Raw genomic sequence first — 18926 nt, forward strand, 5'->3', positions numbered from 1 at the left:
AAAAATCTTGAAAATCTCCCTCAATTAACAAGAAAATAAGAGAGATTTTCGTTGATTTTCAATTAATTACACCCACCAATCCTTGCCATGAAGTTACTGCCACTTTTGGCCTCAAAACCCGGGTTAAATGTTAGCGAACTCCCTGCCTTATACGTTACGCTCGCAGGCGAGAATATTTTATTATTGGCAGTGATGGTTGTATTGGCTATCTGGAATGAGTCGGTTGTTAGATTTGAAGTCAAATTCAAAACCGTAGAAGGAGAACCTACCAGAACTAATTTACTCGCAACTCTCGGTGGTACGTGATTGGTACTTTCGCAACCAACATAATATACGGTATTGGCTGTTGGGCTTAGGCTTACGCTACTTCCACTCGCTACAACAAAACCACCCGTAAATGAAGTGTACCAATTTATAGCATAATTGACTGGACAAGTTGCTGTCAATGTAACAGGTGAACCAGAGCAAACTGTGGTGTTATTAGTGGTTACAACTGCTGCTGGTGGGGCAGCAAAACTGACATTGGCAATAATACTTGATTTTATGGTCGGTTCGCAAGCTGCGTAGAATTCAAGTTCAAGATTTGAGAAATTTACACCACTGGCTGGAAATCTTCTCGCAATATTTACATCGTAGTTTTCTACTCTACAACTATTGGCAGGAACTGTGAAAGGCCCAAATTGAGAACCCGAACTTCCCGCAGCCGAAATCAATAAATCGTTTAAATTTGTTTGAGGGACAAAACCTAAATTGTAAGTGCGTGCTTCGGTAGTATTATTATTACAAAGTTTTACTTGGAATGAAGCAGGTGTGCCTAAAGTTACATTCGGAATCGTGATATTGTTTTGATTACTTCCAATAATTTCTAATCGAGGTTGGTCTCTTTGATAACCACCTTCATAAGGGCAACTTGTCTTAGAGCCAGCTTGCAACTTGAATAGTGGCGTACCAAACATTGGGTCACGATAAATATTAATGTTTAGTAAATCGCCTGCGTCATTGTCTTCCAAGTGCATAGTCATAATTTGTGTATTACTGCTTGTTGTACTGTTGGTTTGCCCATACCTTTTGCTGGTGCGTAAATTATACCCACCCGAAAAACCTGAACCGCCGATATTCACTACAGCTTGTAAACCAGCGTTTGATTCTATGTAGTGGTCAACGATTAGTGTATTTATTTGATTGGTACTAACGCTCGTGGTTCTATCTAAATAAGGGGCTCCTCCATTCAAATTTATCAAGCCATAATCTGGATTTGGGATAGTAGCATTGGCTACATTGGCATCATTGAGAGTTATTAGTTGCTTCCAAATATTCAATTGATTTTTAGCATCTATTCGTTGTTTCAAGGGTAGAGATGTATTGAGTGTGTCGAGCCTACGCAGTTCGATTTGGTCAATGATATTGGTACGTGTAAATAAATTGAGCCTTTTAGAGCCATCTACTGGCACCATCACGAGTCCACTTTTTGTGTAGGTACTGTAATTGGTAGCTGGATTAATGAACAACTGTTCATACACAGCATAATTATAATCTAAACCTTCGCACAGAAATATGTCTTCACCCGAACCTGGCGTTGCCCCAAAACCCGTGGTGCTACTTATACAAGTTTCATTATTTTTTATTTTTACACTTGAATTTCCTTCTGTACCAGAGCCTGTAAATTCTACGTATGCTTCAATATCAACTTGGGCTATAAAACCTACACTACCTTTATAACCAAGTTTAACTGAGCCGTTTCCAGAATTAGCCAAATCTTCTGTAATGCTATTTTCTACCGACTGACACGCTGTTTTGTTGATTTCAAATTTAGTATAACTTTGGTCACCTGGAGGAGCATGAAGCACGGTAACTGGTAACTCAGGCTGAGTAATGATTCGGGGTACAGAACCATTCATAACCAGCGGTACATTTGGCTCTTTTACGCCATCTACAATAAAGGGCAAAACCATGGTGTATTGTTGCAAACCACCATTTTGCAAGATTTCAAACCCAAATACCAACCATGCTTCTGGCCGAGCATTTGTAAAAGTAAAAGTACCAGTGTATGTATATATTCTGGGGTCATTTGAAAAGTTAGTAAATGGTATATTTACATAGGCATCGTAGGCGTAATTCTGTTCATTTTTCCCGATTCCTCCTGATAGTGAGGTGTAATTTGTTATTTCTCCAAAAGAGTTTATGGCAATGTCAATGGTAATAGTCACTGGCTTACCAGCACTGGCTTTGAATCGAAGCCCAGGACCAATTGCGTTAAATGTGGAGGTTATCCAACCATTATTAGCAGCTTGGATTACATCTTTTGTCCCAAAGTAAGCTGAGCCATAATAAGTGTTATTGCCTGCCACACTACCACCTGAACTTGTTACTTTTAATGCACCGACAGCCCCATTAATGCCCAAAGGTTGAACCCATTGACTGAAACCCGTATGGAAGTTAAGGAGCAAACATAAAATTGTGAATATGCCGAAAAAGTTTTTTGTAAAATTAGTTTTCATTGTTTCTATATTTTGGGGATGATTTTCAAAATTGATTTTTACTGAATGATTTTCATAAAAGCCTCACTTTTTCTTCTTGAAAGAGCTATTTTTTCATTGTTTTTGAGTAAAATATTTCCATAACTACCAGATTGACCTTTGTTTTCATAGTCAGCCATAAATTCAAGATTGAAAATAGTTGAACGATTAGGTCTAAAAAACTGAAAGTCTTTCAAACGTTTTTCGATTTTGCCCATTGTAGTCGAAGACATAATTTTACTGCCATCATTCAGATAAATGATGGTATAATTACTATCAGATTTGAGCATCAGAATGTTGGCTGGCGAGATATTCTTTCTACTGCCGAGGTGAATGAGTGTGTTGGTTTTCATGGGTAAAGTTTCATTGTTTTTCTTTGACAAAAAAACAATGAAACCCTTAACCATAAAACTCATATAGGACGAATGCTATTGAAAACTGTCCGAAGGAGGGATTTTATTTACCGAAAGGTATCTGGAGAATTGAGCTTTTGATTTTTCTTCATTCTAAATCAAATACATCCTCCAGTTTGAGCCGAAAATACTGCACTATTATCAACTTTAAAACCAGGATTTAGCTCGATAGCTTTAGCTAAGTAACTAACATTGGCAGTTCCTGTAATTTTGTTGGTAGCAGTGATTTTTCCATTTGTACTCGATGCGTTATTTACTGTAACACCAGCGGTATAATCGTTGGCTGGACTCATAAGTGGCAACAGCGTTAGGCATGGGTATTCGTAAGCTCCTATATCAGCTGGATTTGCAACGGTAAGTTGGCGAACAAAACCATCAGCATCTTTCGATGGGGCATTTGTATTTGTACCCGCATTGATAGCTTGTGAATTTGCAGCCAGATGCAAATCACTTGCTGAAATAAAAGGTGAAACTGCCGTGATAATATTATTGCCTCCATCGGTTACATTTGTCATGTTATCAAAGAGGCTAAAAGATGCTGTGGCAGAGCCACCCCCAGCATTGGCAAATGAGTTAGTGTTGCCAAAAGCAATTGTGTTGCTAATTGTGGCAAGAGCAGAAGCACCATTATTAAAAATTGCACCTCCCGAAGTTGCGGTATTGGCATTTAGCGTTGCATTTATAACCGATAAGGTATTTGCATTGTAAATAGCACCACCATTGAATGTGGACGCATTTTTTGAAAGTACTGAGTTTGTGAGCGTTAATGTGCCATTATTTTGAATACCTCCACCATTTGCGGCATTACTTGCCATATAAACATGAAAGCCTGCATCAGTTGATACTCCACCAGTTAGCGGAATTGACCAAACAGTCCCGCTTGTAGCTCCCGAAACACGAGTTCCTCCTGCATATACATCAGCACCAGCCGTACTTGTTCCACTTCGAGTAAGAGCGTAAGTTCCTGGCGATGGATTGGTAGTTGGGCGAATAATCAAGGCATATTGTGTACCTGCCACAAGTGAAGCAGGGCTACTAAATGTAGTGCTATAATAGGCTGATGAACCTGAATTAAAACCTGTGATAGTAGCTGTGGCAAGGTCAGCCCCCGTTGGTAAGCCTGCACTGGTTGCTCTTACTGATAATGTTAAATTAGGTATAGTACCAGTACAACCACTGCAAAACAGATTTATATCGGCTTTTGTTAGTGTACCCGATACCGACGGGGTGAAGGTTTGTCCTGCAAAGGTCGTTACTGTAATTCCAACACCAGAAGTGCCTAAAGATGTACTTTGTTGGTCAATTAAAATGCCTGATGCATTGTTTTCTGTAATAATACAGTTAGTTATTTGAGGGCTACTTCCACCCGAAATATTAATTCCACCACCTTCCGAAACTCCATTGCCGCCTTTAATCGTAAAGCCATCAATCAATGTATTGGCATTTGAGCCATTAAACTTCACAATTGTTTTTGTATTATCATCCGCATTTGTAAAATTTGCTCCATCATTTTCTTTCAAATCACCCGAAAGGGTTGTTAAATTGGTAGTATGAACTAATGCTAAGTTTCGGTCGGTTAAATTTACTTCGTTACCAGCAAAACCGCCATACACTTTTATGCCAGATGGAATGTTTAATGAACCATTTCGTGCGGCATCACTTAGGTCGCAAGTCGTACAATAGGTAGGTCGGTAAGTTCCTTTTGCTACCCAAACTTCAGTTATACCACTGCTACAAGCTACGTTAAGTGCCGAATACAGTTCAGCATAAGCATTGTTCCAATCAGCACCAGTATTTGAGCCAGTAGCATTGTTTTTTACATAAATTCGGGTAGGAAAAACCGTGACTTTATAAGGAAAAAGCCCACAATCATTACCAGCACATTTTACCTGATATGAAGTTGGCCCTGCCAAGGTTGGCGTAGTATAAGGCGAACCAGTGAATAAGACATTTGTTCCAGTAGCATCGTACCAAGTAGGGGTACCTTTGCCACAAACTGCTGTCAATGTAGCAACTTGGCCTGAGCAGGTATAATTTACCATCGGAGCAGGGCAGATAGGTTTTCCAATAATTGTTACTCGATGCAGTTGATTATATGCACCAGCAACCGCATTTCCACCATTCACATTAAGAGTATATGCAAAATCAATAAATTCATTTGGTTCATCAAATTGCCCATCATCATACACACGCAAGGTGAAAGATTGCGAAAGTGTTGTTCCATTTAGTACCAATGCAGAGGCATTCAATATGTTATAGTCAGTACCTTCTGTTGCTGTACCTGTTTTTGATAAAGTAATATTGACTGGCTGCGAAGGAGCATTATCAATCTGGATAGTAATTGAATAATCTTTAAAAGGAAAATTTGGTAGCCCAACTGCTGGCGTAATAGATTCAATTTGGCGAGCTATCGTTCCGCCTTTGGCAAAATGCACAGTTGGTGATGTAAGTGGGTCAACTATTTTAAAACTACCGATTCTGGTACTAAAGCCTCGGTCAGATGTCGTAGCATAATATTCGCCCGTGTACCACATTGTTTCTTCATCAGTAGGGTCTATTACCATTGCCGAATAATCTCCCCATCTACCAGAAGTCGATTGTTGAACGCCACCAGCTGCATGGAAAACCTGCTCTGTGCTAAGCGTACTCAATGCGTCAGCTTTTTTCCTTTCAGCCCAATAAATATCAGCATTGTTGGTACTACTTGACCTGCTGTATCCTAAGGCAATGTTTCCTCGTTGGTCAATCCCTGCACAAGCCATCCAGCGGTGAACTGCACTCGGTGCAAAAGTTGATTGTTGGTTTACTACCCAAGGTGAAGCAGAGTTTGGTCGGGTGAGTTCATACCATCGAGGAGCAGCTTGAAAAGCGGTCGTTGGGTCGGCATCTACGGTATGATTTAGTACCATTGACTCATAAGTATCAAATTTTCGGTAGATAATTCTACTCATCATTCTTCCACCGAGGGCATCTAAATTTACACCAGGACTATTTTGCGGTACAGTTGAAACAGTCGGGTTGAAAGTTGCTACTGGTAAACTTGTTGCAGGGCTCAATACCGAAGCCCCTATATTGGAAAAATTAGGCGTTAAAGTTCTTATTTTCAGTTGGTTAGTTAAATCATAGTTGACAAAGGTTGGCATTGCAGAAAGGTCAGGTATTTTAAACCCTTCGATGCTCGCGGGCAAATACCCAAAAGAACCAGCATCTCTAAAAAGTATAGCATTGGCAGTTGGGTCGCCATTCAACATTTTTTTTCTGTCAAATGCCCAATAACCTTGGGATTGATAGCCACTTCCATTTGTATTAAAGTTATGTGTTGCGAGTGTGTAGCTATTACTCCAAACTCCCATGTGTGGATAATCGGGCAAAAAACCAACTGTCTTAAATTCATAAACATAGTAAGCACCAGTTGGGTCATTGGTTTGCGAAATACAGAAAATCAATGATTCTTGTCCATTAGTCAAGATAGAACTAAATTGCATCAAAACCCACCTATCAGCTATTTGGTCATAAAGGGTAATAGGGTCGCCCGCATTAGTTGCTGTTCCAGCAATTTCGCTAAATTTTAAGGGGGAAGTCAGAGGAGTCCCAGACTTATTATAGACCCGATGTACCAAGTTTATCATCTGCACCACATGATTGGGGCCAACTGTTACAACTGGGTCGGGTGGTACTAAAAGCCCAAATCCTCTTGATGTATTTTCTGCTTGTCCATTACCATCAAAAGACTGAATAACCGCATTTATTGTAGGAGATAAAGTCGAATTTAGTTTGGTTTGAACGTTTTTATCAATAATAATAGCATTAGGGTCGCCATTAAAAATCCTTGCATTTTTATTGACTCGTTGTCTCAACTCTTGTTCTTCTTCGCCAAAAGGTTTGGTGCTTGCGTCTAAAAGTACTGGTTTCAAGTCTGATAATTTAGGCGAAATTCGGATAAGTGTTCCTGTAATCACTTCGGGCGGGCCTTGTGGAGTAGTATTTTTTGAGTCTCCATTTTGAGCCGTAGTAGCTGTTACTTCTTGCTGAGCATTTACAATATTTGCAAATGCACAAACAAATATTAAATAAGAAATAAGTAATGTTTTTTTCATGGGCTATCAATAGTTTAGAAAAATGAATGCTTTTAGTTTTCTGATTATATAAATTTAATAGTAAATTAGAAATAAATTACTCTTAAAGCATTATTTTTTGCGGACAGAATTCAAAAAAAGTTTTGTGTTCCTGTTTGAGCCTTAGCCTAAAGGCTTTGATATCAATAGCCAGTATCATTTCAATTACAACCACCAACTGCTGCACTAAATACTGTTCCTGAATCTGCCTTAAAACCTGCGTTTAGTTGAATTGACTTGGCTTTATAATCAACTTTGGCTGTGCCAGTTACTTTATTGGTAGCAGATATGTTACCATTTACACTGGATGCTGTTTTCAGAATTATCCCCGTTGCATAATCATCAGTTGGGCTCGTGAGGGTTACTAAAGCTGCATTTGAGCCTACATTCACAATGGTACTTGATGAAGTGCTGCAACCATAACCATTTGTAATGGTAGCTATATATGTACCAGCAGTAGTAACAACAATACTTGGTGTTATTGCTCCTCCAGGCGACCAAACAACGGCATTGACGGGCGAGGTAGCAGGAACTTGCCAAGTAGGGCTGTTTACCAAGGTTCCATTATTGCCATTTCCAGTAGCATCTGCTGTGGTTATGCCTGAGCCTTCATCAAACTTATAATAGGCAACCAATCCAGCACTATTGGTTGGAATGGTACTGTTCATATTGGTTAACATTTGGGAAGGTGTTCGCACTACATTCCATAATCTCAATTCGTCCATCGTGCCATTGAAATGGTTGCAAGCACAAAAAGTAGGTTGCTGTCTACCAATATTCATGGGTTGATTGTCTTGTGAAAACGTAACGGTTGCCGTTCCTGAAGCAACGCCGTTTATATAGAAAGTAAGTGTACCTGCATTGAGCGTAATAGCCACGTGTGTCCAAGTATTCTGTGGAACAATTCCTGTCGAATAAGACCACGCACCAGTATTTTTTGTGTAAAAACCCATTTGGTTACTATTAATATTAGGGTTTAATGACCATAGAAAGTCATAATCGCCTTTATCTAAAATGGTTACATTTTGCCCTGAATATTTTATCCAAGCTTCCATCGTGAAAGTCGCTCCCAAATTGATACTTGCACTATGTGGAACGCTGACATATTGACTACTGGTTTTTACAAAATTTAACGCATTATTATTACCCACATTTGAATTGAGCGTAATAGAGCCACCATTACAAAAAGTAGTAGGTCCACTGGCAGTTATCGTAGGGGCGGTAGGACTTGGATTTGAATTGACATTAACAACAATTGGTACTCGTGGACTTGCATTTGCTCCTTGTTCACAACTTACTCGATAAGTGGTAGTAAAAGTAAGCGGAGGCGTAATAAAAGGCGAACCCACAAATAAGGGAGGTGGCAGAGGGTCCCCAGGATTAACAATATAGGAAGCCTCCCACCAAGTTGGGTTTGTTCCTGCAACGCAAGTGGCTGATAAAGAAGCTGTTTGATTGGTACAAACCTGTGTTGGTCCAGTAATATTTGTTGGAACAGAAATAAAAGAATTTTGAATAACCCTTAACGTATTGTCCGTTTCATTTGTAATAGCTAAATCGGGTTTGCCGTCTCCGTCCAAATCGCCAACACAAACAAATCGTGGACCTGTACTTGTGAAATAATCAACTTTAGTCGCAAAAGAATTGGTTGAAATGCTACCACTCGTAGCTATATTGCGTAAAACAGAAATCTTATTTGCTGAATAATTACTTGAAATCAAATCGAGTTTGCCATCTCCGTCTATATCCCCCAAGTTTACCGCAATGGGTGATACGCCGATGGCAAAATCAACTTTGGTAGCAAAACTGATGCTACCACTTGAAGAGGTGTTTCGGAGAACAGAAATATCGTCGTTTCCTGAGTAATTGGCTGTTGCTAAATCGGGTTTACCGTCTCCGTCCAAATCGCCAATTGTTACTGAAAAAGGACCTCCACCCGTCGTAAAATCAACTTTGGCAGCAAACGAACTGGCATCAATAGTGCCTGCCGTAGCTGTATTCCGAAAAACTGAAATCGTACTAAGAGCATAATTAACGACTGCCAAATCAATTTTGCCATCGCCGTCTATATCTCCATTTACTAAAAATACTGAACTCTGACCTCCCCCCGCCAAAGCAAAATCAACTTTGGCTTGAAAAGAGATACTTCCACCCGATGAATTATTACGCAAAACAGACATGAAAGGATTCCCACCATGAGCAATTGCTAAATCAGGTTTTCCATCACCATCAAAATCACCGATATTTACGCCACGAGGATTAATACCTGTTGTAAAATCAACTTTTGCCGCAAAAGAAATGCTTCCACTCGAAGATGTATTACGAAGTACAGATACTGTGTTACTCCCAAAATTAGCAACTGCCAAATCGAGTTTTCCATCTCCGTCCAAATCACCAACTGCAATTGTACGAGGACTTGTACCAGTTGAAATATCAGCTTTGGTTGCAAAAGAACTGGCGGTGATACTTCCAAGTGTAGCGGTGTTCCGAAAAATTGAAATAGTGCCTGCATTAAAATTAGCCGTTACCATATCAGTTTTTCCATCACTATCTAAATCACCAATAGCCAAAAATAAGGCCAATGCACCTGTTGTAAAATCAACACTTTGCTCGACAAGGCTTTCAGCAATAATACTGCCACCTGGGTAGGTTACACGGAAGGGTGCAGAGCTACTTCCAGATAAAGTATTAGATAAGTTAAGTACCGTAATTGGTTGAAAAGTTGCTCCTGTGGGTACGGTCACGGTCAAACTCGTGGTAGAAGCAGTGGAAACAGTGGCTTTGGTTGCTCCAAAAAACACTATGTTTTGTGCAGCCGTAGCATTAAAGTTTGTACCCGTAATAGTTACAGTTGTGCCAACTACTCCGCTCGTAGGTGAAAAACTCGTAATTGTGGGCTTTTGAGCTTGAATATGCAGCGAAGTAAGTAAAAAGATAGAATAAATAATAAGGTAGTTGGTTTTCATGGCATATTGAGTTGAGATTATTTTTATGAGACTTCTTGGTTCAAATTATTGATTTCGGCTTTGGGAGTAAAGCCATTTTGCAATGCTAAAGGCATCAGAATATCTACATATTTGCTAAATACTTCGGCAGATTTCCAAACATCCGCAATCAAGATTTCATCTTCTCCAATCGAAACGAAATGATGCAATCTTTCGCTAAGCAGGTGCTTAGCTGCGTTGATTTGTTCTTTAGCAAAATTGTCGTAATGCTGTAAAGAAGAACCTTTAAGGTGTACGAGTGCCAAGATTTTTTGCATCTATTAGATTTATTTGAGATAATCATTTATCTGAAAATCTTGATACAAAAGAGGGCAGAGGAATGGTTTTGAGAAACCAATCAAGGATGAAGACTATCGAAAAATGTCCGAAGGGTATTAATTTCTTACCGAATTGAAAATAACTCAAATCATATTGAGTCTATTTAGTAAATCTTTTCTTAATTCTTTGCTGAGGGGTAGAATAGTCTTATCGACTGTGATATGATTTTGAGCTACTTCGTTGATATGTTTTAGGTTGACAATATAGGAGCGATGGATGCGTTGGAATTGCTGAGGAGGCAATTTATCTTCCATATTTTTAAGGGTATTGACCAATAAATACGTGTTGCCTTTGGCATAAACCTGACAATAATTGCGGTCGGCTTCAAGGTAATAAATATCTTCGATGATAATTTTAACCATCACTTCGTTATGGCGTACAAATATTCGGTCGTCGAGAACAAATTTTTCAGTAGTGGTCTGTGGTTCGCTTTTTTCTGCAAGGATTTTCTCGCCTGCCAATTCGATGGCGTGTTTTAAATCTAATTTTTTGAAAGGTTTCGATAAAAACGCATAAGGATTAGTTGCTTTTGCTCTTGAGAAATGGGCATCGTCTGTATTTGCGGTCAGATAAATTATAGGGATTGAGCCATATAATTGCATTTGGGTTGCGGTTTCGATACCATCCAACTCACCTTTTAGATTTATATCCATCAATACCAAATCTGGGCGGTCGGTTTTGATGGCATTAATGGCATCTTCGCCACGAGGGATAATTCCGACGATTTCGTAGCCAATATTTTCTAATTGCATCGCCAAATTGGCCGCAATCAACATTTCGTCTTCAACAATAAGTATCTTTAAGGGAATTTGCATATTTTTAGTGACTGGTTACTGGGAAACTGGTTACTGGGAAACTGGTTATTGGGAACTGGTTACTGGCAAGCTGGTTATTGGGAAACAAGTAACCAATTTTCTAATAACTAATAACCAATTACTAATCTCAAGCTGCCAGTTGTCTTTTAAAATTTATCGAAATCATTGTTCCGTCATTAACTTCTTGCACCAATTTACCACCAATTTGGCGAGTAAGCAAATCAACTAATTGAGTACCGAAACCAGTACCTTTGGCCTTAGTATTTAAAGTTTTTCCAATGCCATTATCGCTGATTTTTAGGCTTAGATTGTCTTTATCTACGTTTTCGAGGCTTAATTTAATTGAGCCTTTTTTTCCATTAGGAAAAGCATATTTTAATGAATTTGTGAGTAATTCATTCACTATTAAGCCAATAGGTACAGCAGTATCGACGTCTAACTCAACTTCATTCATTTCTATATCTACGTTAATTCTGTCCGTTTCGTTATAGGAGTCCAGTATGTTTTCGCAAAGGTTCTGAAAGTAATTTTTCATTTCGATGAAAGCCAAATGCTCACTTTGATAGAGTTTTTGGTGTAAAATACCCATACTTTGTACTCGATTTTGGCTCGCAAGCATAGCATCTTGTACTTCGGGGTCTTCGATTTTTGCTGACTGTAGTGCCAATAAACTCGAAACTACTTCTAAATTGTTTTTTACTCTGTGATGGATTTCTTTGAGGAGCAGTTCGTTTTCTGTATTTCTTTTATCGAGTTGAATGTTGGTAGTTTCGAGACTTGAATTTAATGCTTGCAGTTGAAGGTTTTTCTTTTGATTGTTGCGATAAGTAAAAAACAAGCCACCCAGAAGCAAAATTAACAATCCACCGATTGCATAACTCAACACCTGAATCTTGTTTTGCTGCTCAATTTGCCCCGATTGAGAAGCAATTGTTTGGTCTTTTTGTTCGGTTTCGTATTTAACACGAAGCTCATTTCTCAGCGACTTGGATTCTTGTTGCAAGGCGTTGATTTCGATGTCCTTTCCGCCTGCCAAATAAATATATGCCGAATCTGTTTGGTTGAGAGCTTTTAACGATTCCGCCAACCATAAATAATGATTTTTCAGGTCGTCAGGATTATTAACTGTTTTCCCTTTGATATGATTGATGTAATCTTTCAGATAAGGTACAGCCTCAGCGTGTTTTCCTTGCAAATGATAGATACTACCAATATCACCTTTCCAGCCATCTGCTTGACCATTATTTTTTTTCTTCATTCCTTCCCAAGAAAACTCAAAGTCTTTGAGGGCCTCATCATACCTTTTCAAAACCCTGTATGTTTTTCCACGCCAGGCTCTTACATTGATGGTTTCTGAATTTCTTCTTTCTTCGGGTAACTTAGCTGTGAGAGCCAGAGCTTCATTAGTGGCTGCCAGTCCTTTTTCGGGCTGTCCAAGCTCAATATAAATCTGATTGAGGATGAGCAAGGCTCTGATTAAAGGATGAGTATTATTGTCTTTTTTATATGCTGCAACAACCATTTCACTGTATTTTAAGGCCGAATCATAATCTTTTGTATTTGAATACAGGATACTTAGCAAGGCATGGATAGAATTTATTTCTTTCTGAAACCCAATGGAATGTGCAAGTTTCAGACCTTTAAATAGATAAATTTCAGCTTGAGCGTGCTGTCCTATATCATCCAAATCCGAGCCTACGGTTTTGTAGGCACGACAGATAAGTTCTGTTTCCTTAGTTTTAAGTAGCATTAGTAATGCCTGATTATCGTAATAATAGACAGAATCTTTATTTTCTGAGCTAAGGCTATGATAATGCCAATTGGCCAATTGCTGATAGACTTTGGCAATGTATAATGGATTATTGGTGACTTTTGCACGTGCTAAGGTTACTGATAACTCTTGTTTGATTTGTGCATTATTTTTGCCATCCATATTTTCGACGGCATCGCTCAACTTGACCAAAACGGTATCTAACGGTAAAGAGTGAAGGACTTTTCCTGAGGGGAGTTGGTTTTTAGATTGTGCTTGTAGGGTAAATATTGATTGAAAAATGGACAAAACTAATGAGAGAAGTATCCATCTAAAGTTTTTCATATTTTAAGCAGCTATTTGTCTTTTAAAATTTATCGAAATCATTGTTCCATCATTAATTTCTTGTACCAATTTACCATCAATTTGTCGAGTAAGCAAATCTACTAATTGAGTACCAAATCCAGTACCTTTTGCTTTTGTGTCGAGACTTTTTCCGATACCGTTATCGCTTATTTTTAGGCTCAAATTATCTTTATCAATATTTTCGAGACTTAATTTAATTGTGCCTTTTTTACCATTCGGGAAGGCATATTTTAATGAGTTTGTCAAAAGTTCATTCACAATTAAACCAACAGGTACGGCCGTATCAACATCTAATTCAATTTCGTTCATCTCAATATCAACCTCAATTCGCTCAGTTTCGTTATAAGAATCGAGGATATTCTCACAAAGATTCTGAAAATAGTTTTTCATTTCAATAAACGCCAAATGCTCACTTTGATAGAGCTTTTGGTGCAAAATACCCATGCTTTGCACTCGATTTTGGCTTGCCAGCATGGCATCTTGTATTTCAGGGTCTTCGATTTTGGCTGATTGTAATGCCAATAAACTTGAAACAACTTCAAGATTATTTTTTACCCGATGGTGGATTTCTTTGAGAAGCAACTCGTTTTCTGCATTTTTGGCGGTGAGTTGACTAAGCGTAGTTTCGAGTGTTATATTCTGTGAATTTATCTTTTCTTTCTGTTCTTGCAAAATGGTATTCGCTTTTTGTTTTTGGCGGTTATTTCTGTAAAGTATAAAAGCAGTCAGAAGGGCTGTGAATAGCAAACCAATGGCTGTATTGAATCGCAATTCGTTTTTGGCATAAACAGCCGCTAAATTTAGGTCTTCGATGCGTTGTTTTTCTTTGATTTCTAAAATTTTGACCTGTTTATTTTTCTCAATATTTGTTACGGTATCTTTGGCCGCCATCGAGAGTTTGAGGTAATCAAAAGCTTTTATTGGATTGTTTTTTTCAAAAATCTGCGATAACAAACCTGCCGAATTCATTACTACCAAATAGTTTCGGAGCTGTTTTGCTCCATCAAAAGCTTTTTCGGCATAAATTTTAGCTGAATCTGGCTTTGATTGTGCAAAATAGATTTGTGCGAGTTCGTTTTGAACTTCATTCGTAAAAAAGTCTAATCGGTCTTCCTCTGATTTTTCGATAATCTGCTTGCAATAGCTTACAGCTTCGTTGAAGTTTTTGAGTTTGCTATTGATACGAGCGAGAACCAACTTCGGATAGCCCTCTTGCATTGGAAAAAACTTTTTGGAATAATCAAGCGTTTCTGTGGCGATAATCTTAGCAGAATCTAATTTATTTTCTCTTTCATATTCTTGTGAAAGCAAAAACATCGCACTCCATTGCGTAAAAGGGTCGGTTGCTCGCATTTTTGGGTGAAAATATGATTTTCTTGCCCACTTCAAAGATTCTTTATCATCACCCAGTTTTTGGTAAAGTAAGCCCATCATATTGATGCCAAAAACCTCTCGAATAGGAGCGTGGGTTCTACTCAGTTCCATCTGTTGGTAAGCCGATTTAAAACCAATATCGAATGATGAAGTAATGGCATATGAGAAACACAGGGTCTCTAAACATTCAATTTCTCCGATTGGAAACTTGACTTTTTGGGATAATGCTAAGCCTCTATTGGCAAAATTGATAGATTCTGTGGTATTGCTAAGTGTAGTTGCTCGACTAATCCAATAAAATGCGTGTACTTTGGCTGTATCATTTGCATTACTATTGATTACATTTTTAAGACTATCTAATGCTGATTTATTCAATGGGGCTGGCTGGGCAAAGACAGAAATAACCGATGACAAAGCTATAATAAAGAAAGGTATAAGTTTTTTCATACGGAGCAGTTTTTGGTAAAGAATTTTAGAAATCTGATTACCATTTTTAGTTTTTAGGGCTGTTCTTATGCAAATTAGGAAAAAACTTCATTAATAAAATAAAAACCCCCTTTTAATCATAAAGACCAAAAGGGGATATAACAGTCAGAGTATACCACGTTGTTAAAGATTTTTCTTCAAAACCTCGACCAATGCCCATAAATCACCTTCGACATTATACACATTCTGCGAAACACGAATGGCAACACCACGATTGGAAACAAAGATTTTATTGGCTGAGAGTTGTTCTGTAAAGGCTTGATTATGCGGAACGCCGCCCGTAATTGATTCTGGTAAAGAAATTCCCAGTAAATGATTAGCTCGGTTGGCTGAATCTTCAACCCAACACCCTAATTCTTGAAGAGCTTTTAGTGGTTTTTCGATGATTTCGGCACAATAATTTTGCATATTATTTACTCCCCAATTTAAGATTTGGGTAAGAGAATCTTCAAGCATCGGCACTTGGATAAATTGTGTATGCTCTCCCATATTATAGCGTTGGGCTTTGGGTCGATACGCACGCTCGTAACGAATGAGTTGGGCGAAATTATCACTTTCGGCTCGGTGCATCCAAGATTCTTCAACGGGGACACCTTCATCAAAAAACTCTCCAAAATATGCTACACCGATGCTGTAAGGCCCCAAAAGCCATTTATAACCCGCACAAATAAGAGCATCTGGCTGAATTTTCTGAATATCAAAATCAAGCATCCCAACCGATTGCGTACCGTCAATGACCAATAAAGCCCCTACTTCTTTACAGCGTTTCGAGACAGCTTCTAAATCGAATTTTACGCCGTAAATCCAATGTATATGTGGCATAACAACCATCGTAGTTTCGGTATTGATACCTTCTAAAATTGCCTGATTCCACATTCCACCACGATTTTCGAGAGTATTGGGTTTGGCGATAGTTTTATACACTAAATTGTGTTTCTGACAAACACGGTCAAAGGCATAAATATTATTCGGAAATTCATCTTGAATCTGAATTATGTGTTTTTTAGCTGAAAGATTTGCTAAGCGATGCAAATTATTGGCAACCACGGCCATTCCGTAAGAAACCGAAGATATTACTGCAATTCGCTCATAATCAGGCTCATTGATGAGTTGAGCGAATAGTTTTTGTACTTTCTGAGGTAAAGCAAAATGGTCGCTGCCTTTGATGAGATGTGTATGTGAAGCTTTCAGTTGAATACCCTCAATGCCTTTTTCGACTGAACTTTTGAGGGTAGGAGAGTAGGCCGCACCATTGAGATAAGTTACGCCTTCTTCAATAGAAAATAGATGCTTTTGGCATTGTAAACTCATTTGTTGTTGAGGTTAGATTGTTGCAAATTGTTCGAGTGTAAAACTAAGAAAACAATTTGCAACAATCTGAAACAAATGCAACAATTTTAATCGTATCGCTCAGGTTTGTAAAGACCAATGTCAATACTATTGTTTTGATTGTCAATTATTTCTTGAACCAATTTTCCAGTGGCAGGAGCAAGGCTTAAACCCATCATGGCGTGGCCAGATGCAATCACGAGATTTTTATATTTGTTCGTGCGACCAATATAAGGCAAACCATCAGGCGAACACGGACGCAAACCATACCAAACTTTTTCTTTTTGTGGCATATCTATCTGATAATCAGGGAAATAATTTGGCACGGCCTTGATGATTCCACGTACACGATTCATATTTATTTCATCGTTCAGTCCACCAATTTCCATTGTTCCACCAAAACGAATCAAATTATCAGACATAGGCGTTATCGCAACTCTCGCTTCCAATAGAATTGACGGAATGTTGAGCTTTTTACCTTGATTCTGCTCGTAAGTTACGCTATAACCCTTACCTGCTTGCATCGGAAGTCCAATATTAAGCATATCTGCCAAAAGCGGTGACCATGAGCCAGTAGCGATGATTAAGTTCTGAGTCTTGAGTTCTGAGTGCTGAGTTGTATTATTTATTTTTTGCGTAATTTTTGTTTTTTTAATCTCATTTTTTTCAAACTCAAAGCCTGTTACTTCGGTGTTATAGAGGAATTTTACACCTTTGTTTTCGAGGTGTTTTTTTAGGTTTTTTACTAATTGGTTTGGATACAAATGAGCATCTCCTTCGTAGAAAATTGCTCCTGCAACATCAGGTTTTACTTCTGGCTCGTATTCGTGTAATTCTTTGGTAGAAAGTACTTTAGTTTTCAAACCAAGTTCGTTGGCTTGGTGGGCAACTTCTATTTCTTCTTCAAAACTGTGCTCGGTTTTGCAAAGCATCATTAAGCCTTTTTCTTGAAATGCAAAATCGAAATCAGGCGTTTGAGCTAATTCTTGATAAAGGGCTTTGCTCAGCAAACTAATATCTCGAAGTGCAGGCATAGCTCGCTCGACTTGCTTTTTGTTCGCCGCTTGATAAAATTTCAATCCCCAAGAAAGTAAATCGAGATTAAGGCGAGGTTTTACGTAAAACGGACTTTCAGAATTGAACATCCATTTGATACCTTTCTCAATCATTCCCGGCACAGCCAACGGTATAAAATGGCTCGGTACAATCATACCAGCATTGCCCATTGAGCAACTATCATCGCCATTTGAGCGTTCGACAATCGTTACTTCGTATCCTTGTTTGTTGAGGTAATATGCTGAAAATAAGCCAATTACTCCGCTGCCGATGATGGTAATGCCACCCCCAGTCCCTAAAGGGGAGTCTGTATTATATTTGTGGTCTTTTTTCATGTTTTTGAGAATGTATTAATCCCCCTTTAGGGGCTTAGGGGTGTTTTAAATCACCTGAAACCCAAACGCATAAGGGTCGTCTTGGTCGTCGATAGTGATGGTATTATTTCCATAAATCCTTGCCCATCCTTCGATACTTGGATAAATCGCATCAATTTCCCCGACTTTTGTCGTGCCTTCAATTCTACCGATAAACTTGCTGCCAATGATGCTTTCGTGAATAAATTCATCACCTTGTTTGAGTAAGCCTTTGGCAGCCCATTGTGCCATGCGTGCCGAAGTTCCAGTGCCACAAGGAGAGCGGTCGATGGCTTTATCGCCGTAAAAAACCGCATTTCTGGCAGTAGATGTTGGGTCAATTACCTTTCCTGTCCATTCAATGTGGCTTAAACCATTGATAGTTGGGTTTTCGGGGTGAACAAAAGTATGTTTCTCATTGATTCTTTCACGTAAAACTTTCGCCCAAGTAATGAGCTGGTCTGCTCGGTAATTTTCTAAACCCGCAAAGTTTTCTTGTACATCAACAATTGCATAGAAATTCCCACCGTAAGCTACATCAACTTTCAGCATTCCCAAATCCGGACATTCAACTTCGATATTTTCAGCTGCCAAAAATGAAGCAACATTGGTCAATTTGACCGATTTTACTTTATTCCCTTCTTGCTTATATTCAATCAAAACCAAACCAGCAGGAGCTTCCATTCGCACAAAACCTGGCTTTTTGGGTTGAATTAGACCATGTTCGATGGCAATCGTAATTGTCCCGATTGTCCCATGTCCACACATAGGAAGGCAGCCTGATGTTTCGATAAATAGCACCGCAACATCATTTTCGGGGTCGTGGGGTGGGTATAAAATACTACCCGACATCATGTCGTGTCCACGAGGCTCAAACATCAAACCTTTACGAATCCAGTCATATTCACGCAGAAAATGCTGGCGTTTTTCGGACATATTTTTACCCTCTAAATTTGGCCCGCCACCAGCTACCAAACGAACTGGATTGCCACATGTATGGGCATCTATACAAAAGAATGATTTTGTCATG

The 18926-nt window shown here is 38.8% G+C and carries 11 protein-coding genes; all 11 read right to left on the bottom strand.

The annotated features are described in order from the left end of the window. Positions 1 to 62: 62 nt before the first annotated feature. The gene (locus IEX65_RS04320) at positions 63 to 2498 is read right to left on the bottom strand and encodes an immunoglobulin domain-containing protein (protein ID WP_188764804.1); all 2436 of its coding nucleotides are present in this window, start codon (positions 2496 to 2498) and stop codon (positions 63 to 65) included. A 38-nt stretch (positions 2499 to 2536) separates the two neighbouring features. Next, entirely contained in the window at positions 2537 to 2869 is a 333-nt protein-coding gene (locus IEX65_RS04325; protein WP_188764805.1) for a LytR/AlgR family response regulator transcription factor, read from the bottom strand. A 158-nt stretch (positions 2870 to 3027) separates the two neighbouring features. Beyond that, a complete protein-coding gene (locus tag IEX65_RS04330) occupies positions 3028 to 7026 on the bottom strand; it encodes a 3-coathanger stack domain-containing protein (RefSeq protein WP_188764806.1) in 3999 nt (1332 codons plus the stop codon). 179 nt (positions 7027 to 7205) lie between these two features. Beyond that, a complete protein-coding gene (locus IEX65_RS04335) occupies positions 7206 to 10010 on the bottom strand; it encodes an FG-GAP-like repeat-containing protein (protein ID WP_188764807.1) in 2805 nt (934 codons plus the stop codon). Between the two features lie 23 nt (positions 10011 to 10033). Further along, on the bottom strand, positions 10034 to 10306 hold the full coding sequence (locus tag IEX65_RS04340) for a hypothetical protein (protein ID WP_188764808.1): 273 nt from the start codon (positions 10304 to 10306) through the stop codon (positions 10034 to 10036). Positions 10307 to 10450: 144 nt separating this feature from the next. Next, complete coding sequence (locus tag IEX65_RS04345) at positions 10451 to 11182, bottom strand: LytR/AlgR family response regulator transcription factor (RefSeq protein ID WP_188764809.1); 732 nt, start codon at positions 11180 to 11182, stop codon at positions 10451 to 10453. A gap of 127 nt (positions 11183 to 11309) precedes the next feature. Beyond that, positions 11310 to 13277, bottom strand: a complete 1968-nt coding sequence (locus IEX65_RS04350; RefSeq protein ID WP_188764810.1) for a tetratricopeptide repeat-containing sensor histidine kinase — start codon at positions 13275 to 13277, stop codon at positions 11310 to 11312. Between the two features lie 3 nt (positions 13278 to 13280). After that, entirely contained in the window at positions 13281 to 15119 is a 1839-nt protein-coding gene (locus IEX65_RS04355; protein ID WP_188764811.1) for a tetratricopeptide repeat-containing sensor histidine kinase, read from the bottom strand. Between the two features lie 162 nt (positions 15120 to 15281). After that, positions 15282 to 16469, bottom strand: coding sequence for an aminotransferase class V-fold PLP-dependent enzyme (locus IEX65_RS04360; RefSeq protein ID WP_188764812.1), 1188 nt, complete (start codon positions 16467 to 16469; stop codon positions 15282 to 15284). 86 nt (positions 16470 to 16555) lie between these two features. Continuing rightward, positions 16556 to 17878 (bottom strand): NAD(P)/FAD-dependent oxidoreductase, encoded by a 1323-nt coding sequence (locus IEX65_RS04365; protein WP_188764813.1) that lies wholly within the window; start codon positions 17876 to 17878, stop codon positions 16556 to 16558. 45 nt (positions 17879 to 17923) lie between these two features. After that, positions 17924 to 18925 carry a 4-hydroxyproline epimerase gene (locus tag IEX65_RS04370; RefSeq protein ID WP_188764814.1) on the bottom strand — a complete coding sequence of 334 codons (1002 nt, stop codon included), beginning with the start codon at positions 18923 to 18925 and terminating at the stop codon, positions 17924 to 17926. Position 18926 lies beyond the last annotated feature (1 nt).

The sequence above is a fragment of the Emticicia aquatilis genome, from assembly GCF_014644295.1.
Lineage (GTDB): Bacteria > Bacteroidota > Bacteroidia > Cytophagales > Spirosomataceae > Emticicia > Emticicia aquatilis.